The sequence below is a fragment of the Pseudomonas sp. GW821-FHT07B01 genome (assembly GCF_059419065.1).
The window spans coordinates 32954-55324 of the sequence record NZ_JBWKRA010000026.1 but is presented as its reverse complement, the minus strand read 5'-3'; the positions used below and the strand labels follow the sequence as shown (position 1 = coordinate 55324).

Annotated in this window: 10 protein-coding genes; 6 read left to right on the top strand and 4 right to left on the bottom strand. The window is 63.2% G+C overall.

Translation table 11 applies throughout. From position 1 onward, the window contains the following. Positions 1-14034: a non-ribosomal peptide synthase/polyketide synthase gene (locus AC07S6_RS23160; RefSeq protein WP_495113145.1), complete on the bottom strand. Its 14034-nt coding sequence runs from the start codon at positions 14032-14034 to the stop codon at positions 1-3. 211 nt (positions 14035-14245) lie between these two features. On the opposite strand from AC07S6_RS23160, the gene AC07S6_RS23155 reads away from it, so the two are divergent. The 3 genes from AC07S6_RS23155 (at position 14246) to AC07S6_RS23145 (ending at position 16100) form a co-directional block, all read left to right on the top strand. Continuing rightward, positions 14246-14497, top strand: coding sequence for a type II toxin-antitoxin system HicA family toxin (locus AC07S6_RS23155; protein ID WP_116665433.1), 252 nt, complete (start codon positions 14246-14248; stop codon positions 14495-14497). After that, positions 14494-14856, top strand: a complete 363-nt coding sequence (locus AC07S6_RS23150) for a type II toxin-antitoxin system HicB family antitoxin (protein WP_495113144.1) — start codon at positions 14494-14496, stop codon at positions 14854-14856. The genes AC07S6_RS23155 and AC07S6_RS23150 overlap by 4 nt, the downstream gene beginning before the upstream one ends. 239 nt (positions 14857-15095) lie before the next feature. Beyond that, the gene (locus AC07S6_RS23145; RefSeq protein ID WP_495113143.1) at positions 15096-16100 is read left to right on the top strand and encodes a family 2 encapsulin nanocompartment cargo protein terpene cyclase; all 1005 of its coding nucleotides are present in this window, start codon (positions 15096-15098) and stop codon (positions 16098-16100) included. Between the two features lie 13 nt (positions 16101-16113). Here the strand turns inward: AC07S6_RS23145 and AC07S6_RS23140 are convergent, their stop codons facing one another. Next, entirely contained in the window at positions 16114-17286 is a 1173-nt protein-coding gene (locus AC07S6_RS23140; RefSeq protein ID WP_495113142.1) for an MFS transporter, read from the bottom strand. Between the two features lie 132 nt (positions 17287-17418). Between AC07S6_RS23140 and AC07S6_RS23135 the strand changes: the two genes are divergently transcribed. Next, complete coding sequence (locus AC07S6_RS23135) at positions 17419-18006, top strand: TetR/AcrR family transcriptional regulator (RefSeq protein ID WP_495113141.1); 588 nt, start codon at positions 17419-17421, stop codon at positions 18004-18006. Here AC07S6_RS23135 and AC07S6_RS23130 read toward each other — a convergent pair. Together AC07S6_RS23130 and AC07S6_RS23125 are read right to left on the bottom strand one after the other, a co-directional pair. Continuing rightward, positions 17990-19345, bottom strand: coding sequence for an MATE family efflux transporter (locus tag AC07S6_RS23130; protein ID WP_212614121.1), 1356 nt, complete (start codon positions 19343-19345; stop codon positions 17990-17992). The genes AC07S6_RS23135 and AC07S6_RS23130 overlap by 17 nt on opposite strands. 80 nt (positions 19346-19425) lie before the next feature. Continuing rightward, positions 19426-20256 carry an IclR family transcriptional regulator gene (locus tag AC07S6_RS23125; protein WP_495113140.1) on the bottom strand — a complete coding sequence of 277 codons (831 nt, stop codon included), beginning with the start codon at positions 20254-20256 and terminating at the stop codon, positions 19426-19428. Between the two features lie 242 nt (positions 20257-20498). Here AC07S6_RS23125 and AC07S6_RS23120 point away from each other — a divergent pair, with 242 nt between their 5' ends. Both AC07S6_RS23120 and AC07S6_RS23115 read left to right on the top strand, forming a co-directional pair. Continuing rightward, entirely contained in the window at positions 20499-21527 is a 1029-nt protein-coding gene (locus tag AC07S6_RS23120) for an ABC transporter ATP-binding protein (protein ID WP_495113139.1), read from the top strand. Continuing rightward, positions 21524-22369 (top strand): ABC transporter permease, encoded by an 846-nt coding sequence (locus AC07S6_RS23115; RefSeq protein ID WP_495113138.1) that lies wholly within the window; start codon positions 21524-21526, stop codon positions 22367-22369. Before AC07S6_RS23120 ends, AC07S6_RS23115 begins: the two co-directional genes overlap by 4 nt. Positions 22370-22371 lie beyond the last annotated feature (2 nt).

Below are 22371 nucleotides of genomic sequence, written 5' to 3'. Positions count from 1 at the left end.
TCAAATCGCCTCTAGTTCGCTCAAGAAGTCACGAAGGTCATCAAAATCTTCCACGCTGCCGGCGCGGAAAGTGGCTGCGGCCTGCACGTAGGCGCGCAGCGATTCAGTCTGGAACAGTTCCATCAACGGTACGTCCAGGCCGAGCTCGGCCTGCACCCGCGAGGTAATCTGGATCGCCAGCAAGGAGTGGCCACCGACATCAAAGAAGTTGTCGTTCAGGCCCACTTGCGGCAGGTGCAGGATGTCGGCCCAGATCGTGGCGATCTGCTGCTCAAGCTCGGTTTGCGGGGCCAGGTACTGCTGCTGCATCTGGCTCGCATCCGGCAGCGGCAAGCCCTTGCGGTCGAGCTTGCCGTTGGGGGTCAGCGGCATCTGCGCCAGGAATACGAAGTGGCTGGGCACCATGTAGTCCGGCAGGTCGGCTTTCAGGGCACGACGCAGGGCGTCACGGAACTCAACCTGGTCGGCCAGGCTGGCGTCGGCCGGTACCACATAGGCCACCAGTTGTTTGCCGGTCGGCCCCTCCTGGGCGACCACCACGGTTTCACCGACACTGGCTTGCTCACGCAAACGCGCTTCGATTTCCCCCAGTTCGATACGGAAACCGCGAATTTTCACCTGATGGTCGACACGCCCCAGGTAATCCACCACGCCATCCGGACGCCCGCGGGTCAGGTCGCCACTGCGATACACGCGGCTGCCGGGCTTGCCGAACGGGTCCGGCACGAAACGCTCGGCAGTCAGTGCCGGGCGCTCCAGATAACCCCGCGCCACGCCCTCGCCGCCCAGGTACAACTCGCCGGCCACGCCGATAGGTTGCAGGTTCAGTTGCGCGTCCAAGACATAACCGCTGCGGTTACCCAACAAGGTGCCGATGGGCGCGTAGACGGCGCCGCAAGGGTCGCCCTTGCGTGCCTTCCACAGCAACGGCGTGACCACGGTTTCGGTCGGGCCGTAGCCGTTGAACAGGTATTCAGGCTTCAGCGCGCGCCAGGCCAGGTCATAGCTGGCCTGGGCCACCGCATCACCGCCAAAGCAGTAGACGCGCACCGCAGGAGGGTTGCCGTCGCGCTCGGCATGTTCGGCCAACTGTTGCAGGTACACCGGGGGGAATACCGCCATGGTCACGTTATGGCGATGCATCTGCTCGTAGGTGTATTCCGGCAGCCATAGGCTGTCATCACGGATCAACACGCTGGCGCCATTGATCAGCGGGTGCATCCAGCCTTCGTGGGAGCCGTCGAAGGCGAAGGACATGAAGTGCAATTCGCAATCGGCCGGGGAGGTTTCATAGCGCTCGCCAGTGGCGATGATATGCGCCACCAGCGGGCCGTGTGACACCGCCACGCCCTTGGGCAAACCGGTGGAGCCGGAGGTGTAGATCACGTAGGCGAGGTTGTCGCCATCCAGAGCCACATCCGGTGCCGTATCGCTGTAACCGGCCCATTCTTCGGTGCGATCAATCGCCAGAGTATCCAGACCCTCGGGGACTGGCAGTTGCTGCAACGCCCGGCTGTGAGTCAGCAGCAGTTGCGCACGGCTGTCTTGCATCATGTACAGCAGGCGATCACGTGGGTATTCGATATCCAGCGGCACATACACACCGCCGGCTTTCATCACCGCCAGGAACGCCACCATGATCTCGGCACTGCGCGGCATGGCGATGGCCACCCGCACTTCCGCGCCGACGCCACGGGCGATCAAGGCATGGGCCAGGCGGTTGGCCTGGCGATCCAGTTCACCGTAAGTCAGGGTTTGCGCGTCGAATTTAACCGCCACTGCGTCCGGGGTTTGCCGGGCGCGATCGCCGACCAATTCATGCACCAGGCGCTCGGCTGAAAAACCGGTGTCGGCCTGATTCCACAGCTCAAGAATCTGCTGTTGCTCATCCTCGCCCAGCAAGCTCAATTGGCTGATGGGTTGCTGTGGGTCGATCACCATTGCCCGCAAGAGGTTCTGCCAATGCCCGGCCATGCGCTCGATGGTCGCCACGGCGAACAGATCGGTGGCATAACTCAGAGAGGCCCGCAGGGCCGTCTGGCTTTCTTCCACATCCAGCGCCAGGTCGAACTGGGCCACGCCTTCGTCCAGGTCCAGGACTTCGACGTGCAGGTCGGCCAGGCGATGCAGATGGCTGTCGGCAGCGCTCACACGGTGGTTGAACAACACTTGGAACAACGGGCTCAGGCTAAGGCTGCGCTCCGGTTGCAATGCCTGCACAAGCTGTTCGAACGGCAGGTCCTGGTGAGCCTGGGCCTCCAGGGAACGCTGACGCACCTGGTGCAGCAGTTGCTCGGTGCTCATTTGCCCGTGGATATCGGCCTTGAGCACTTGGGTGTTGACGAAGAAGCCGATCAACCCCTCGGTTTCCAGGCGATTGCGGTTGGCAATCGGCACGCCCACGCGCACATCTTCCTGGCCGCTGTAGCGATGTAGCAACGCCTGGTAAGACGCCAGCAGCAGCATCGGCAGCGTGACGCCAGCGTGCTGCGCCAGTGCGCGCAAACTGCCCAACAACTCCGGATGCAACTCGATACCCAAGCGTGCGCCACGATGGCTTGGCTGTGCCGGGCGCGGATGGTCGAACGGCAACTCCAGCACCGGTTGCTCGCCGCTCAACAGCTCGCGCCAGTAGGCCAGTTGACGCGCCTGCTCCCCCGCCTCCATCCAACCGCGCTGCCACACGGCATAATCGGCGTACTGGATCGGCAGCGCCGGCAATTGCACGTCTTGGCCTTGGCTGTTAGCGGCATACGCCTGCACCAACTCTTCGACCATCAACTGCATCGACCAGCCGTCAGAGACGATGTGATGCTGCACCAGCACGAGCACGTGGTCGTCCTCGGCCAGGCGCAGCAAGGTAACCCGCAGCAGCGGCCCACGCAGCAGGTCGAAAGGCTGGGCGACCACCTGCGCGACCCGCGCCTTGAGGCCGGCATAGTCGCTGTCGACCTGCTCGATATCGACCCGGCCCTGGGCGTCAATGACTTGAACTGCGCCGGTGGCGTCCTGACGGAAATACGTGCGCAGGCTTTCATGGCGAGCCAGCAAGCTATCAAAGCTCTCTTGCAGCGCGGTCAGGTCCAACGGCCCCTGCAAACGCAAGGCGCTGGGGATGTGATACGCGGCGCCGGCCGGGGCCAGTTGCCAGAGGAACCACTGGCGCTCCTGGGCATAAGATAGCGGCAGAGGCTGCGTGCGGTCGGCCTTGATCAACGCCGGCGCGGTGACGCCCTCCTCGCCCAAGGCCCGCACGAAATCACCCAGTAGCGGCTGTTCGAACAAGGCCTTGAGTGGGACTTCCAGCGCCAGGGCCTGACGCACCCGTGACACCACCCGCGTGGCCAGCAATGAATGCCCGCCCAACTCGAAGAAATGATCGTCGAGGCCCACCCGGGGCAATTCCAGTACCTCGGCCCAGATCGCCGCTACCTGCTGCTCACGCGGGGTGACGGGCGCTACATGGCCCTTGAGCGACAGGCTGGCATCCGGTTTGGGCAATGCCTTGCGGTCGAGCTTGCCGTTGGGGGTCAGCGGCAGGCTGTCGAGGAACAGCCACTGCGCGGGCACCATGTAGTCCGGCAAGCGCTCGCGCAGCGCGGTTTTATAGACCTGCGACGCCTGCGGCGCGGCGCTGACCAGGTAAGCGATCAGCCGGTCGTTATCGGCCAGCACCACGGCTTCGCGTACGCCGTCGAACTCACGCAAGCAGGCTTCGATTTCACCCAGCTCGATACGGAAACCCCGGACCTTGACCTGATGGTCGACGCGGCCGATGTATTCCACCACGCCGTCGGCCCGATAGCGTGCCAGGTCGCCGGTACGGTACAGGCGTTCGCCCGGAGCCCCAAACGGGTTGGGCACGAAGCGTTCGGCGGTCAGCGCCGGCTGCCCGTGGTAACCCCGCGCCAGGCCGACACCGCCGATCAGCAGCTCACCGGACACACCTTGGGGGCATGGCGTGAGACCGGCATTGAGGATGAACAAGCCGGTATTGGCGATGGGCCGTCCAACGAACGGCAATGCCTGATGCAAACGATGAGCCGCCGACCAGATGGTGGTTTCCGTCGGGCCATAGAGGTTCCACAGCGGGCCTTGCAGGTCGAGCATGCGCTGGGCCAAATCGACGGGCAGCGCTTCGCCACCGCACAGGCAGGCGATGCCACGCAGTGAATGAGCCCGTGGGCTGTCGAGCAACATGCGCCAGGTCGAAGGCGTGGCTTGCAGCACATTCGCCGCCTGACGCTGGGCCAGATCGAGGATCGCCTCGGGGTCGAGGGCCGTTGCCTGGGTGCTCAGCAACACGGTACCGCCGACACTCAGCGGCACATACAGCTCCAGGGCGAAGATGTCGAACGAGAAGGTGGTCAGCGACAACAGCCGCGCATCCTGGCCGATACTCAACGTGCCGGCCATGCCGCTGGTGAAGCTGCACAGCGCCTTGTGACGAACCATCACCCCTTTGGGCTTGCCAGTGGAGCCAGAGGTGTAGATCACGTAGGCCAGATGCTCCGGTGTCACGGCAACCTGGGGATTGTGCTGCGCTGTGCCGGCCTCCTCCACCATCAGCACCTGCACGCCGTGCGGCTGAGCCAGGTGCCCCAGCAGGTGCGGTTGCGTCAGCAATACCCGGGCGCGGCTGTCTTCAAGCATGTAGGCCAGGCGCTCTGCCGGGAATTGTGGGTCGAGCGGCACATAGGCGCCACCGGCCTTGAGGGTCGCGAGCAAGCCAACCACCATGTCCAGGGAACGCTCCACGTGCACCGCCACCAGCACGTCCGGGCCGACGCCCATGTCGATCAGACGATGGGCGAGCCGATTGGCGCGACGGTTGAGTTCGCCGTAGCTCAGGTGCTCGTCATTGAAGTGCAGCGCGATGGCTTCGGGTTGCGCCGCGGCCTGGGCCTCAAACAACTGGTGTACGCAGCGTTCGCGTGGGTAGTCGGTGTCGCTGCGGTTCCAGTCGTGCACCATGTGCTGCCATTGCGACGGGCTGAGCATCGCCAGGTCGTCCAAGGCCACCGAGGCATCCTGCAGGACTGCGCGCAGCAGGTTTTGCCAATGCTCGGCCAAGCGCTCCACGGTCGCCACGTCAAACAGATCCGTGGCGTAAGTCAGCGAGGCCCAGAGACCGTCCACCGATTCCTCGGTTTCCAGGTTCAGGTCGAATTGCGTGCTGTGACCGGCCCAATCCACGGGCTGCAAAGCCAGGCCGGGCAATTGCACCGGGGCTGAACGCAGGCTGTCCTGATGGTTGAACATCACCTGGAACAGCGGGTTATGGCTCAGGCTGCGCTCGGGCTGCAACACTTGCACGAGCTGCTCGAACGGCAGGTCCTGATGGGCCTGCGCCTCCAGGGCACGCTGCTTGACCTGGGCCAGCAACTGGTCGAACGGCATCTGCCCGTGCACGTCAGCTTGCAGCACCTGGGTGTTGACGAAAAAGCCCAGCAGTCGCTCGGTTTCGAAGCGATTACGGTTGGCGACCGGTACGCCGACACGCACCTGTGCCTGGCCGCTGTAGCGGTGCAGCAAGGTCTGGAACGAGGCCAGCAACAGCATGAACAGCGTCACGTCCTGACGCTGGGCCAGGGTCTTGAGTTCAGTCAGCAGCGCACGCTCCAGATGAATCTGGCGGCGCGCGCCACGATGGCTCTGCACTGCGGGGCGTGGATAGTCCAGCGGCAGGTCCAGCAACGAATGCTCGCGCCCCAGACGAGCGCACCAGTAATCGAGCTGGCGTTGTTGTTCCCCAGCCGCCATCCAGTCGCGCTGCCACTGGGCGTAGTCGGCGTACTGGATCGGCAAGGCCGGCAACCCTGCGTCGCCTTGGTACAGCGCCACCCACTCGTCGATCATCACTTGCATCGACCAGCCGTCAGAGATGATGTGGTGCTGGGTGATGACCAGCACATGGTGATCAGGCGCGACGATCAGCAACTTGACGCGCATCAGCGGGCCGTTGCGCAGGTCGAACGGGCGCTGGATCTCTTCGGTGACAGCCTGCTCGATAGCGCCGGCGTCGACCTCTTGTTGTTCAACCGGCACTGCCAGGCCTGGGTGGATGACTTGCACGGTGTGCTCGCCCGCCTCCACAAAGGTGGTGCGCAGCGGTTCATGGCGCTGCACCAGGGCCTCGACGGCGCGCTCCAGCGCCGCGATGTCGAGTTCACCGCGCAGGTGCAAGGCGGTGGGCACATGATAGGCCGCGCTGGTGGGATCCAATTGCCAGAGAAACCACTGCCGCTCCTGGGCAAAGGACAACGCCAGCGGCTGCTCACGGCCAACCGCCTGCATCACAGGCGCGGTATCGGCCTGCACGCCTGCGCACGCCGCTGCGAAAGCGGCCAGCGTCGGCTGCTCGAACAGGGCCCGCAACGGCACTTCCAGCTTGAGATCGTGGCGCACCCGGGAGATCACTTGGGTGGCCAGCAAGGAGTGGCCGCCGCGTTCGAAGAAGTGATCTTCCAGGCCAACCTGCTCGACCTGCAACACTGCTTGCCAGATCGCCGCCAACTCGATTTGCAATGGACTTTGCGGCGCCACGTAGGCGGCGCTGGCCTGGTTCAGGTCGGGTGTGGGCAGCGCACGGCGGTCGAGCTTGCCGTTGTGGTTCAACGGCAAGGCATCGAGGACCACCCAATGGCCCGGCACCATGTAGTCCGGCAACGTCTGGCGCAAGCGCGCCGCCAGTGCCTGTGCCTCCAGCGCTTGGCCTTCGGCGGGCACCACGTACGCCACCAACTGCACGCCGGTCGCGCTCGGCTGCGCAAGCACGGCGGCTTCTCGCACATTTGGCAAGGCTTGCAGGCTGGCTTCGATTTCGCCCATTTCGATACGCAGGCCACGAATCTTCACTTGATGGTCGATACGCCCGACGTACTCCAGCGCACCCGCCGGGTTGTACCGGGCCAGGTCGCCACTGCGATAAAGCCGCGCACCGGGCATGGCGGAAAACGGGTCCGGCAAGAAGCGCTCGGCGGTCAGCGCCGGGCGGTCGAAATAGCGTTGCGCCAAGCCAACCTCGGCACCAATGCACAGCTCGCCCACGCCATCGGTGGCCAACAGTTCGAAACCGCTGTCGAGTACATACAGGCCGCGCCCGGCAATCGCCTGCCCGATTGGCACGCCGTAGGCGTCGTTGGCATCGGCCAATTGGCACTCATGCACGCTAGAGACCACCGTGGCTTCGGTCGGCCCGTAGGTGTTGACCAGCCGCACATTGCCCAAGCCCGCGGCGTACCACGCACGCACGCCCTCCACTGACATGGCTTCACCCCCCACATGTACCTGGCGCAGCTTGCCCAGGGAGCGACGGTGCTCGGCGCACTCTTGCGCCAACAGGTACCAGTAGGCGGCGGGCAGATCGGCCAGGGTCACGCCCTGCTCGACAATCTCTTGCGCCAGTTGCCCGGCATCCCAGAGTTCATCGCCACGCATGATCAACGCCGCGCCCGCACACAGGGGCGGGAAGCACTGTTCGACAAAACCATCGAAGCTGAAGGTCGCAAACTGCAGCACGCGGTCCTCGGCGCTCAGTCGGCTGTACAGCGTGGCGCTGTCACAGAACTGGCCGAGGGCGGCATGGTCGATGGCCACGCCCTTGGGCTGGCCGGTGGAGCCAGAGGTGTAGATCACATAGGCCAGGTCAGCCGCCGCCGCGTGATTAGGCGGATTGGTCGTCGGGTAGCCGGTCAGTTCGTCGCCACTGGCGCTGAAATCCATGCGGGTCAGGCCGCGGGTCAAAGGCAAGTCGGCGAGCAAGCCGGTTTCGCTGAGCAGCACGTCCAGGCGGCTGTCGGCGAGCATGTAGGCCAAACGTTCCGCCGGGTATTCAGGGTCCAGCGGTACGTAGGCCGCCCCGCTTTTGAGCACTGCCAGCAGGCTGACGATCAATTGCGGGCCACGCCGCGAAGCCAGGCCCACCCGTTGACCGGGGCCGACACCAAGCGCCAACAGGCGATGGGCCAGGCGGTTGGCGCGCTGGTTCAACTGGGCGTAGCTCAAGCTGGCGTCACTGGCCTGCACAGCCAGGGCGTCTGGCGTCGCCTCGGCCTGGGCTGCGATACGCTGATGCACGCGCTCGTTGGCCTGGGGCGCTGCGGCTGAGCGGCTCAGAGCGAGCATCTGCCGTTGCACAGGGGCGTCGAGAAGGCGCAGGTTGCCCAGCGGCATGTGAGCGTCTGCGAGCAATTGCGCCAGCAGGTGTTGCAGGTTGGCGCTCAACTGCGCCACGTGCGCCTCGCTGAACTGGGCACGGTCATAACTGAATTCCAGGCGCAGGCTGGCGCCCAGTTCGATGCCGAGGGTCAATGGATAGTGCGTTCGCTCATGGTTGTGCAGGCGACCGAAGGTCAGGCCGGCCGGCGCGCCTTGCTTGAGCGCCTCGGCGACCGGGAAGTTCTCGAACACCAGCAAGGTGTCGAACAGCGCGCCCTGCTGGCCAGCCCAGCCCTGGATGTCGTAGAGCGGCACATGTTCATGGTCGCGCAGGCTGAGATTGAGCGCTTGCAGTTCGCTGAGCCACGTCGCGGCCGACTGGGCTGGCGAGGCTGTGCTGATGATCGGCAAAGTGTTGATGAACAGGCCCAGTTGCTGCTCGATCCCCGGCAGCGGTGCGGAACGCCCGGCCACGGTGGCACCGAAGGCGAGGCAGTCCTGGCCGGTGTAGCGTTGCAGCAACAGGCTCCAAGCCCCTTGCAACAGGGTATTGAGGGTGACTTTGTGCTGGCGTGCGAACTCGCCGAGGCGGCGGGTAAAGTCGCTCTCCAGTGCCACGTGATGGTCAGCCATGCCCACCCCGTCTACCGGCGTGCGCAGCGCTTGCGCCAGCAGAGTCGGCGCCGGCAATGCCGCCAGGGCGGATTTCCAGAACGCTTCGCCCGAGGACTGTTGTTGCAGCCAGGCGAGGTAATCGCGGAACTGCCCCAGCGGCGCCGGCACTGCCTGCCCCGCATAGTGAGCGATGACTTCACCGAGCAACTGCGCGTTACTCCAGCCGTCCATGAGGATGTGGTGGCTGGTGAAGATAAAGTGCCAGGCCGCACCGGCACCGCGCGCCAGCGTCAGGCGAAACAGCGGCGCGGCATTCAGGGCAAAACCGCGTTCGCGTTCGGCCTGGGCCAGGGTGTCGAAATCGGCGTCGGGGTCTTCGATCACTTGCAGTTGCAGGTCGACCTGGCGCTGGATCAGCTGATGAGCACTGTCCAGGCCCAGCCAATGGAAGCTGCTGCGCAGGATGTCGTGACGATCCAGTGCAGCCTGCCAGGCACGCCCGAAGGCGAGCAAATCAAGGCCCTCGATGTCGAGGCGCAACTGGTTGATATAGGCCTGTGCCTCGGGTTCCAACAGGGTGTGGAACAGCATGCCTTGCTGCATCGGCGACAGCGGATAAAGGTCGGCAATGGCCGGCCCGGCCACGGGCAAGGCATCCAGTTGCTGCTGGGTGAGGCGTGCCAGCGGGAAATCCGACGGGCTCACCTGGCCTGCCGGCGTGGCACAACAATGCTCGATCAGCGCCCTGAGTTCGGCTGCGTACTCATCCGCCAGACCTTGAACAGTTGCCGCCTCGAACATTTCCCGGCTGAACCCCCATTGCAACGACAGCTCGCCGCCATATACCTGACCTTCCAGCGTCAGCCAGTTGGCCAGCGGCGCCTCTGGATCCTGGGCCTGGCCACTGCCCTGACTGGCCGGCACGAACAGTGCCGACTCGTTGAACTGACGGTCGAACTGGCCCAGGTAGTTGAAGGTGATGCGCGGCGCGGTAAGGTTCGCAAGGCTTTCCTGTGCGTGTGGCGCGCCCAGATAGCGCAGCAGCCCGTAGCCCAGGCCTTTGTCGGGCACGGCGCGCAGTTGTTCCTTCACCGCCTTGATCGCCTCGGGCAACTCGCCTTCGGCGTGCAGGCGCACCGGGTACAGGCTGGTGAACCAGCCGACAGTGCGGCTCAGGTCGATGTCGTCAAACAGATCTTCACGGCCGTGACCTTCCAATTGGATAAGCGCAGCAGATTGCTCGCTCCAACGGCTGATCACCCGCGCCAGGGCAGTCAACAGCAGGTCGTTGACCTGGGTGCGATAGGCCGCTGGCGCGTCTTGCAGCAGTCGACGGGTGTGCTCGACGTCAAGGCGTGTTTCCAGCTTGGCACCCAGGCGGTTTTGCACGCCGCCTTCGGGGTGATCACACGGCAGTTCGGCGTCGATGGACTGGGCTTGCCAGTACGGCAGTTGCTCCTCGACGGTCTGCGCGTGGCGGTGCAACTGTTGCGCCCAGCGCTGGTAGGCACTGGTTTTTGCCGGCAGCACCTGTTCTCGGTAAGCCTGTTGCAGGTCTTCAAGCAGGATGCGCCAGGACACGCCATCCACCACCAAGTGATGGATCACCAGCAGCAAACGTTGGCTGCCATCGGCCCAATTCACCAACGCGGCGCGCAGCAGCGGGCCTTGGGCAAGGTCAAGGCTGCGCTGGGCTTCATCACACAACACCGCCAGTTCAGCGTCGGTGCTGGCCTGGCATTGCCACAACAGCGATTCGCTGACATCGGCGGCATGGCTCTGCTGCCAGCCGTCAGCCTGCTGCACAAAGCGCAGGCGCAGAGCGTCGTGATGCTGGATCAACCGCGCCAGCGCTGCCTCCAACCGTGCAGGCTCAAGCACCTCAACGGGCACCAGCAACAAGGATTGATTCCAGTGATGCCGCGCCGGGATCGGTTGGGCGAAAAAACTGTGTTGCACGGGCGTCAGCATCACCTCACCACTGACCGGGCCCTGGTCGATCAGGCTGACCTGCTCGAAGCGCGCCACCAGCGCCAGGCTGCGGATGCTCTGGTACTGGAACAGGTCACGTGGGCTCAGGCGAATGCCGGCCTGACGCGCGCGGCTGACCACCTGGATGGAGATGATCGAATCGCCGCCCAGCTCGAAGAAGTTATCGTCCTGGCCGACCTGCTCAACGCCCAGCACGTCGCTCCAGATGGCAGCCAGGGCTGTTTGCAGGTCGCCTTGGGGGGCGACAAATGCCTGCTGCTGCGCCGCATCCGGCAGTGGCAACGCCTTGCGGTCGAGCTTGCCGTTGGCGGTCACCGGCAGCTGGGGCAGCGCAATGAAATGCGTCGGCACCATGTATTCCGGCAAGCTGCCGAGCAACCAGGCCTTGAGATCCGCTGGCGCCTCGCCTGCGTGCACCAGATAGGCGATCAACTGCTTGCCGCCCTGTACCAGTACCACGGCTTCGCGCACGTGTGGATGCTGCATCAGGCGTGCTTCGATTTCGCCCAGCTCGATACGCAAGCCGCGCAATTTGACCTGATGATCGAGGCGGCCGAGGTATTCGATCACCCCATCGGCGCGTTGGCGCACGCGGTCACCGGTGCGATACAGGCGCTCGCCCGTCACGAACGGGCTGGGCACGAAACGTTCGGCAGTCAACGCCGGGCGTCGGTGGTAACTGCGCGCCAGGCCAACGCCGCCCAGGTAGAGTTCGCCACTGACACCGGCCGGCACCGGGTTGAGTTGCGCGTCCAGCACGTAGGTGCCGAGGTTGGCGATGGGGCGGCCGATGGGCACGCTGTCGGCGCCTTCGTCGATGCAGGTCCAGTGCGTGACGTCGATGGCCGCCTCGGTCGGGCCATAGAGGTTGTACAGCGCCGCAGCGGGCAACCTGGCGAACACTTGCTGTTGCGCGTCCAGGGGCAAGGCTTCGCCGCTGCACATAATGCGCGTGAGGCTTGCGCACGCCTGTACGCCCGGCTCATGGATAAACGCCTGCAACATCGACGGCACGAAGTGCAAGGTGGTAATGGCGTGCCGGCCAATGGTGTCGATCAGGCGCGCCGGTTCACGGTGTTCGCCAGGCGCCGCGACCACCAGGCGGGCGCCGGTCATCAGCGGCCAGAAGAACTCCCACACCGACACGTCAAAGCTGAACGGGGTTTTCTGCAACACCGCGTCATTGGCAACCAGGCCATACGCCTGTTGCATCCAGCTCAAGCGGTTGACCAAGGCGCGATGGCTATTGCCGGCGCCTTTGGGCTTGCCGGTGGAGCCCGAGGTGTAGATCACGTAGGCCAGGTTCAGGGCATGCAAGGCCACGTTCGGCGATTCGCTGCTGTAGCCGTCGAGCCATAGCGCCGGCTGGTCCAGGGCAATCACCTGGATACCGGCGACGGGCAGCGACGCCAGCAGGCTCTGCTGGCTGAGCAGCAGTTGTATGCCGCTGTCTTCGATCATGTAGGCCAGGCGTTCCTGGGGATACTCAGGGTCGAGAGGCACGTAGGCGCCACCGGCCTTGAGAATCGCCAGCAGGCCAACCACCATTTCGATGGAGCGCTCGATGCAGATACCCACCAGCACGTCGGGCCCTACGCCCTGCTCGCCCAGGGCATGGGCCAACTGGTTGGCGCGCGCATCCAGCTGGGCGTAGGTCAAGGTGGTGGTACCGAACACCAGTGCCGGTGCATCGGGGCTGCGCCGCGCCTGGTCTTCGATCAGGTGATGAATCCCGCGCTCGGTCGGGTACGCCTCGGTGGTCTGGTTCCAGCTGTGGACCAGCCGTTGCTGTTCAGCCGCGTCAAGCATGGGCAATTCGCCAATGCGCTTTTCGCCATCGAGCACCATGGCCTGCAACAGGCTGATCCAATGCCGGGCCATGCGCTCGATGGTGGGCGTATCGAACAAGTCATTGGCGTAGGTCAGCGCGGCATGCAGGGTGCCGGACTTTTCATAGGTGTCCAGGGTCAGGTCAAACTGGGTGGTGCGGCCTTGCCATTCCACCAGGGCCAATTCCAGCCCCGATGCGGTGCTGACCGAGGCGATGTCGGCGACTACCGGCTGATGGTTATACATCACCTGGAACAGCGGCGTGTGGCTCAGGCTGCGCTCGATTTTCAGCGCTTCCACCAGCCGTTCGAAGGGCAACTCCTGATGGGCCTGGGCGCCCAGAGCATGCTCCTTGATACCTTGCAGCAACTCGGCAACCCGCGTTTGCCCGGTCAGTTCGGTGCGCAAAACCTGGGTGTTGACGAAGAAACCGATCAGCCCCTCGACTTCGGTGCGATTGCGATTGGCAATCGGCACACCGACACGGATATCGCTTTGGCCGGTATAGCGGTGCAACAGCACATTGAAGGCGCCGAGCAGCAGCATGAACAGAGTGACGTTATGTTTTTGCGCGCAGCTGCGCAGTTGCGCGGCCAGTGCCGGCTCAATCGCGAAGTTATGCCGTGTGCCCTGGTAGCTGGGCATGGCCGGGCGCGGGTGGTCGGTGGGCAGCTCCAGAACCGGATGTTCATCGCCCAGGCGAGCCTGCCAGTACTCCAACTGGCGGGCCTGCTCGCCCGCTTCCAGCCAGCGGCGCTGCCACAGGGCGTAGTCGCTGTACTGGATGGGCAGCGCCGGCAGTTGGGGCGCTTCGTTGCGCTCATGGGCGTCATAGCAGCGGATGAACTCGTCGATCAGCACATTCATCGACCAACCGTCGGAAACGATGTGGTGCAGGGTCAGCAGCAGCACGTGTTCCTGCTCGGCAAGCTTGAGCAGTTGCACGCGCAGCAGCGGCCCGTGTTCCAGGTCGAACGGCAGCAGCGATTGACGGGTGGCGGCGGCGTTGACGGCCTGCTCCCGTGCATCGATGGACAAGGCCGTGAAGTCCAGGTGCTCGACGGTCACCGACGGCTCCACCGCCACCTGCGCCAGCCGCTCATCAGCCTGACGCTGGAACACCGTGCGCAGGGTTTCGTGCCGCGCCACCAGGCTGGCGAACGCTTGCTGCAGCGCTGGCAGGCTCAGCGCGCCGCTCAAACGCACTGCGCCGGGCAAATTGTAGGCGCCGCTGGCCGGGTCCAACTGCCATAAAAACCACATGCGCTGCTGCGCGTAGGACAGCGCCTGGCGGTCCTCCACCTCCACCCCTGCCGGAATCGGAAACCTTGAAAAATCCACGCCTTCTTTCTGCAAGGCTTGCAGGAACAGTTGGCGCTTTTCCAGGGGCAGCCCGATAAACCGGCGAGCAAGTTTCAAGGAGTCTTCAGCATTCATTTCTTGGAATCCGGGGCAATAGGCGGGAAGCACAAAGGCACGTCGTCCCTATAAAACGAACCGGGCGGGGAAAAATTAGCGAGGGGATGAGGGGGCGCCGAGTGAGCTGTCATCAGGGGTTACATCAATCCCCGGGAAGCGACTCGAACCTGAGCTAGGATTGACGAACACCACTTTTTGCAACTACATTTAGTTACACGCAGGGAACGCCGTGTCCAAAAATGAAAAGCTGCTCGCCAAACTGCTCAATGAGCACATGGCATTTACCTGGTCTGAGCTCGTCACGTTATTACGCCGATTGGGATACACACAGATTGAAGGGGCTGGAAGCCGGGTCAAGTTCGACATTGGCGACCCCAGTGCAATGATCACCCTCCACAAGCCTCACCCCGGCAACGAACTGAAACACTACATTCGGCGCCAGATCATCGAACAATTGAAATCAGGAGAACTGATTCAGTGAACAACCAACTGAAACACAAAGGCTACATCGGCTCCATCGAAGCCAGCCTCGAAGACAACTGCCTGTTCGGCAAGATCCTCTTCATCAAGGCGCTGGTGAGCTACGAAGGCAAGACGGTCGCAGCGTTGGACGCCGCGTTCAAAGAGGCGGTGGAGGATTACCTCACTACGTGCCAGGCCCTGGGCCAGACACCCGAAAAACCCTGCAAGGGTTCATTCAATGTGCGTGTCGGCCACGACCTGCACCTGGCCGCGGCCCTGGCGGCGACTCGAAAAAAAGTGACGTTGAACGACCTCACGCGCCAGGCGCTCGACGAGTTCCTGCAGCAACATGGCGCAGAGGGGCTTGCCGCCGTTTGAACGCGAGCGTGCAGGCCAGGCGCCGGCGTCCCTGGCGTCTTTCGAGGCTAGGGGCGGGCGCAAGGGGCTAGGTCATGGTGCGCCCTTATCCCTTTCTCCAACGAAATTGATTCCAAACAGAACTAACGTATCCAATTGTATTTTTCGTCCAAGCTTCTAGATTGAAAAATCAAACGCCTTCCTTTCCTGACCCTTGGTCCGCAGTAACGTCCAATGGCATAGACACGCGGAGTCTTGCTATGAACGACATCACCCCACACTCAGCCCTGCCAAAAACCACAACCCGCCTCCAGCTTCCTGCCCTTGAATGCCCGCTACCGCTAAGGGTTGATGAAGCGCTGGGTGAGCACATCAATGAGCTGTTAGTCGGATGGGTGCGGCGAACCGGTATTTTCAAGGGTCAAGTGGCGCACGTAAGGGCCTCGAATTTCGGACGTTTCGTGATGCTGTGCCACCCCGACACCGACGACGTGCAACGCTTGTTGTTGGCGGCAAAATGCATGGCCGCGTTGTTCGCGGTGGACGACCACTATTGTGATGACGAACGACGCGGCGCCAACCCCAAGTTATTGGGTGCGCGCTTATCACGTGCTCTGGCCACAATGGACAAGGCTTACCTGAACCCACCCTACGGTCGCGCACTGAAACACGCCCTTGAAGATGACCCCGTGCTGCGTGGCCTGAAAGGCTACATGAGCCATCTGGACCGCTACGGCACGGCGTCCCAAAAGGCGCGCGTACGGCACGAGACCATCGCCATGTTCGTCAGCATGGGTGCAGAGGCGTCGTGGCGAATCGAACACAGCCTGCCCCACATCTGGGAGTATCTGGCGCATCGTCAGGTCAACAGCTTTATCCCCTGCATGGCCCTCATCGATATCGTTGGCGGCTATGAGCTTGAGGCCGATATCTATTTCTCTGCGCCTGTGCGTGAAGTGGTAACGCTGGCCGCCAGCACAACCATGATCGTCAATGACCTGTTCTCCACCGCTAAAGAGCAACAGCCTGACCTCAGCGATTTCGACCTGCCCTCGTTGCTCGTACACGAACAGGGCCACTCGTTTCAGGATGCACTGGCGCTTAGTGCAGACATTCACAACGCACTCATGCGTCGCTACGAAACCAAGGAAAGACAAGCCCTGGAAGGCGCCTCGCCTTCGCTCCAGCGGTTCCTCGGCGGGGTAAAAGCCTGGTTGGCTGGCAACTACGAATGGCACCGGCACAGCGCTCGCTATCAGGTGTAAATCGACCCGGCATTCAACCCAACCGTCGATACCCCAGCACGGCTGAGCCCATGACGACGCACCCCGCCGCCAGCGCCACCCAAAACCCGCTGGTGGCGCCAAAGTGATCGATCATCCATCCCGAACTGGCGGCGCCAATGGCCACGCCGATGCTCAGGCCGGTGATCAGCCAGGTCATGCCTTCGGTCAGGCGGCTGGCCGGGACGATCTGCTCCACCATGGCCATCGACACAATCAAGGTGGGCGCGAAGAACAGCCCGGAGATAAAGATTGCAGCGGCCAAGCCGGGAATATTGCTCACCAGCAGCAAGGGCAAGGTGGTCAACGCCGTGGCTACGCCGCAGTACAGGAACTGGCGTGGCAATGGTGCCTTGAGTTTGAGGGCACCGAAGGCCAAACCGGCCAGGCACGAACCAATGGCATACACCGACAGCACAATGCTCGCCGCCGCCGGCTGGCCTTGATGCTGGGCGAAGGCCACGCTGACCACATCCACCACGCCGACGATCACGCCCATGGCCAGCAGCAAAATCATCAGGATCAATACCGACGGCGACGCAATCAGCCAGCGACCGTGTGCCCCCTGATGCGCGTGTACCGGTGGCTCGGTTTGCCGTTGCAGCACAAAGGTGGTGACGCCCACCGCCAGCAATAGCACCGCCACCAGGGGCCCGGCTTCTGGGAACACCGCCACGCTCAACCCCACCGAAATGGGCGGGCCGATGATGAAGCACACCTCATCGAGTACCGACTCCAGGGCAAATGCGGTTTGCAGCCTGGGCTGACCACGGTACAACTCGGTCCAGCGCGCCCGCACCATGGCCGACATATTGGGCATGCAGCCCGCCAGCGCGGCGAACAGAAACAGCGTCCAATTCGGCGCCTGCAACCGCGTACACAGCAGCAACATCAATAGCGCCCCGCCGCCGATCAGCGCGGCAATCGGCAGCACCCTGCCCTGGCCGTAGCGGTCCACCCAACGTGACACTTGCGGCGCGCAAATCGCCGTGGCCAGGGCAAACACCGCCGCCACCGAACCGGCCAGGCCATAGCCGCCATGTACCTGGGACAGCATGGTGATCAGGCCGATGCCGGTCATGGATATCGGCATGCGCGCCAGCATGCCCGCGAGCACAAAGGCCCGGGCACCGGGGACCTGGAATAACTCAGCGTAGGGGTTTGCCATCCTGCTTGACCTCTTGCTCGACGCCCTGGGCTTGCTATCTGAATCCATCAGGGCAAAATACATACGACGCGTATGTGGCAGATCATGCTTCGCATACGCAGCGTATGTCAATCACTTAGCCAAGACACGCCCATGAGCCGAGCCCGAGCTGAAATGATCGAAGACACCCGCGCCCGCCTCATAGCGAGCGCGCGCCGGGCCTTCGCCACCCAAGGCTATGCCAATACCTCGATGGATGACTTTACTGCCCGTGCCGGCCTGACGCGCGGTGCGCTGTATCACCACTTTGGTGACAAGAAAGGGCTGCTGGCAGCGGTGGTCGCTCAACTCGACAGCGAGATGGACGTGCGCTTGCAACGCATCTCGGAGCAGGCCGTAGAGCCTTGGAGTGGTTTTTGCGAGCGCTGTCGTGCCTATCTGCGCATGGCCCAGGACCCGGAAATCCAGCGCATTGTATTGCAGGATGCACCGGCGGTACTGGGCGACACCAGCTCCCAACAACACTGCGTGGAGTCCTTGCGCCAATTGCTGGAGGCCCTGATGCAAGCGGGCCTGATGCCTAAGGCACCGAGCCACGCACTGGCGCAGTTGATCAACGGCAGCCTGGTCAATACCGCGTTGTGGATTGCCCGGGATGAACACCCGGGCACACGGCTGGAGGAAGGCTTGCAAGGCCTGGAGTTGCTCCTGCAGGGGCTGAGCCTCACACCAACCGTTTGATCTGCTTATGCCGCCACACCAGGCGGTAATAGGCGATCTGCAATACCAGCATCGCCAGGTAGGTCACCGGAAATGCCATCCACACTCCTTCCAATCCGAAGTGGGCGTTGAACAGATAGGCCATTGGCAGTTCCACGCCAAGCACGCAGAAGATCGAGATCGCCACCGGCATCAGCACCACCCCGCTGGCGCGCATGATGCCGCCGATCACCGCCTGGAAGCCAAATACCAGAATGCTCCAGAGCATGATGTGCAGCAGGTGTTCGGCCCGTACCCGTGCGCTGTCGTCGGTGATGAACAGGCCCAGCAACCAGTGGGACAGCCCATAGCCGAGCACGATCAAGCCACCGGTGAGGCACAGGTTGATCACAAGCCCCGTGCGCAGGATCGGCCCGATACGCTCCAGGCGCCCGGCGCCGATCGCCTGGGCGCCGAGGATCGAGGCGGTGATGGCAATCGACAGCGCCGGGAACTGTACATAGTTGACGATCTGCGTCACCGCGCCATAGGCCGCCGTGGCCTGGGAACCGTGGCCGTTGACCAGGGCCAGGATGACCAACTCCGACAGCGATAGCACCACCATCTGCAAGCCCGTCGGCAGGCCGATGCGCAGGACTTTGCCGAGGATGACGCGGTCCAGGCGCAAGGCGGCAAGCAGCTCGCGGTCTGGCGCCATCACGTGGTTTTTGTGGCGCAGGCGCAGGACCAGAAACAGCATCGCCAAAGCGTTACCCACCAGCCCCGCATACACCGCACTCTGGATGCCCATGGGCGGCAGGCCGATCCAGCCGCGAATCAGCGCAGGCGTCAGCAGCAAGCCCACCAGGGTGGAGACCATCAATGCCAGCAACGGCGAAATCGTGTCGCTGACCCCACGCAACAGTTGGGTATAGAGGATGAACACCAGCAGCAACGGCATGATCAACATCATCATCTGGGCGTAGCCCACGGCATCGTCGAGCACATCCACCGGCGTGCCCAACGCCTGCAATGCCGGGCGCGCAAACAGGCTGCCCAGCACGGCGGCCACTAGGCCCACCAACGCGCCCAGGGTCAGGGTGGCACCGGTAATCACCTTGACCATCCCGGTCTCCTGGGCGCCCCATGCCTGGCCGATCAACACCGAGGCGCCCGCCCCCAGGCCGATCACCAGGGCGATAAAGAAAAACACGATGGGAAACATCCCCGACACCGCGGCCAATGCCTGGGTGCCCAGCATCTGGCCAACGTAAATGCCGTTGAGGGTGCCGGAAAAGCTTTGCAGGAAATTGGACAGCACCATCGGTGCCAGGAACAACAGATAGATTTGCCACAGCGGACGTTGCAAAGGGTTCTGCATGAAAAACGGGGCCTCGAATCACGAAAGCGTCTCAGGGTTATACCGTAACTGGATCCAATATGCTGTTGTGAAGGCCCGGGTTAACCCCCAAAGGTCTGCGACGGCCTGCGCAACGTCGGGTCAAACGGATTGAGCCGCGGCCCGATGGCCGCCGCCTCGCGCTTCAACAACTCCACCACCATCGGCAAGCGGCTCGGCCCCAGGCGGTCGCTGATGGTCGCCACGCTCAACGCCGCGACCGCATACCCGTCGCGGTTGAGGATGGGCACCGCCAGCCCTGCCATGCCTTCCAGCACACCGGTGTTGCGTGCCGCATAACCCAGCTTGCGCACGTTCTCCACTTCGGAGCGCAACAGCACTTCGTCGTACAGGTGGAAGTCCTTGAGCCGTGGCAGGTTGTAGCGGATCACCGTCTCGCGCTCTTCTTCCGGCAGAAACGCCAGGATCGCCAGGCTACCCTGCCCCACACCCAGGGCTACGCGCCCACCGATATCGCCGGTGAAGGTACGAATCGGGTACGGACCCTCGCTGCGGTCCAGGCAAATGGCGTCGAAGCCGCTGCGCGCCAGCAGGAACAGCGAGTCCCCCAGCGACGCGCTCAGGCGCAACAGGCTGGGGCGCACCAGGTCGCGCAGGTTGCCGGTCTTGCCCGCGTTGGCCGCCAACGCGAAGAACTCCAGACTCAAGCGATAGCGTTTGCTGCGTGCATCCTGCTCAACCATGCCTTCGTCCATCAGGCTGCGCAGCAGACGATGGGTGGTGGGTTGGGACAAGCCCACCTGTTGGGCGAGCTGGGTGACCCGCTCGCCGCCCTCGGGTACCTCCCCCAGGGCTCGCAGCACAGCAAACAACCGGGAGACGCTGCCCGCACCGACTTCTTTGCCGCCATCAATTCGCTCAGTGGAATTCATAACACCTAATCTCGTTAATAATTCTGCTCAATGAATAAATCGCAAAATAGTAGTCCGTTGAGTGAAATTTCACCTTCCACCCATCCTAGTCTTCGTCCTAATCTGCGTCCACAGGGGCGAATTGAACAACAACCGGCAGCCGACTTGAGATCGAGCGCCAACGCACCGGCACCGCACTTTTCGCATCTGCCCAAAACAAGAAAGCGCGTTTAGACGCGACTGAATAAAGGTGGAACGCAAACATGGCATTTCTCCAACTCAAGGCCTTGAGCAAACGCTATGGCGCCGTCGATGCGGTGGTCGCCACTGACCTGGCGGTGGAACAAGGCGAGTTCGTTTCCCTGCTCGGCCCTTCAGGCTGTGGCAAGACCACCACCCTGCAAATGATCGCCGGTTTCGTCGACGTCAGCGGCGGCCAGATCCTGCTCGACGGTCGCGACATTACCCACGCAAAACCCGCCAGCCGTGGCCTGGGCGTGGTGTTCCAGAGCTACGCGCTGTTCCCGCATATGAGCGTGCGCGACAACGTCGCCTTCGGCCTGAAGATGCGCAAGGTGTCGGCGGCCGACATCGCCACCCGCGTCAATACCGTGCTGGAGCTGGTGCGCCTGGCCCAGCATGCGCAGCGCTACCCTCGTGAGCTGTCCGGCGGCCAGCGCCAGCGCGTGGCCCTGGCCCGTGCGCTAGTGATCGAACCGCCGGTGTTGTTGCTCGATGAGCCGCTGTCCAACCTCGACGCCAACCTGCGCGAAGAGATGCAATTTGAAATCCGTCGTATCCAGTGCGCGGTGGGCATCACCACCCTGATGGTCACCCATGACCAGGCCGAAGCCCTGTCCATCAGCGACCGTGTGGTGGTGATGCAGGCCGGGCGTGTGACCCAGATCGACGCGCCGTACAAGCTCTATGAGCACCCGCGCACGCGGTTTATCTCGGACTTCGTCGGCAAGGCCAACCTGCTGGCCGGCGACTACGATGCGCTCGGCGCACCCCAAGTGCGTCACGACGGCGGCGCAGGCGAACTGACCCTGAGCCTGCGCCCGGAAAAAATCCAACTGGTGGAGCCTGGCACCGGGCGCATGCAAGGCACAGTACTGGACCGCTACTTTTTCGGCAGCCAATGGCTGTACCGCGTCCACACCGCCCTGGGCGAAATCACTGTGGTGCGCAGTAACGACGGCAGCGCACCTTTGGCTAGCGGCGCGGCAGTGGGCCTGCAATGGCAGGCCGATTTGCTGCGGGTACTGGCCGCCGATGAGGTGCACCCATGAGTCGCGGTTACCTGCTCTCGCTGCCAGCGCTGGTGCTGTTTGCCGGGCTGCTGATCGTGCCGCTGGGCTTGACCCTGGTGCTGTCGTTCAATGTGTTCGACTACCAAGTAGGCGTAAAGGCCGATGAGTGGACCCTGGCCCATTACTGGGCGCTGTTGAGCGACGCCTACTTCTACGAGATTTTCTGGCGCACGTTCTGGATCAGTGCCCTGGTGACGCTACTGTGCGTGGTGATCGGCGTGCCGGAGGCTTACATCCTCAGCCGCATGGGCACGCCGTGGCGCTCGATTTTCCTGATAGTGATCCTCACACCGCTGCTGATCTCGGTGGTGGTACGCGCGTTTGGCTGGAGCCTGCTGCTCGGCGCCGATGGCCTGGTCAACCAGGTGATCCAGGCCCTCGGCGGGCGCCCGATGAAGCTTCTGTATACGCCGTTCGCCGTGATCATTGCCTTGGTGCACGTGATGCTGCCGTTCATGATCATCCCGGTGTGGACCTCCCTGCAAAAGCTCGATCCGTCGGCCGAACAGGCGGCGTTGTCCCTGGGCGCCAGCCAGGCCACGGTGATGCGCAAGATCGTATTGCCCCAAGTGATGCCCGGTGTGCTGTCCGGCACATTGATCGTGTTCGGCCTGGCCGCCAGCTCCTTTGCGATCCCCGGTCTGCTGGGCGGGCGACGCCTGAAGATGGTCGCCACCGTGGTGTACGACCAGTACCTCTCGGAACTCAACTGGCCCATGGGCGCGACCCTCGCGGTGGCGCTGCTGTTGGTCAATCTGCTGATCATGCTGAGCTGGAATCGCATGGTCGAAGGCCGCTACAAAAAGTCCCTGGGGGTTTAAGC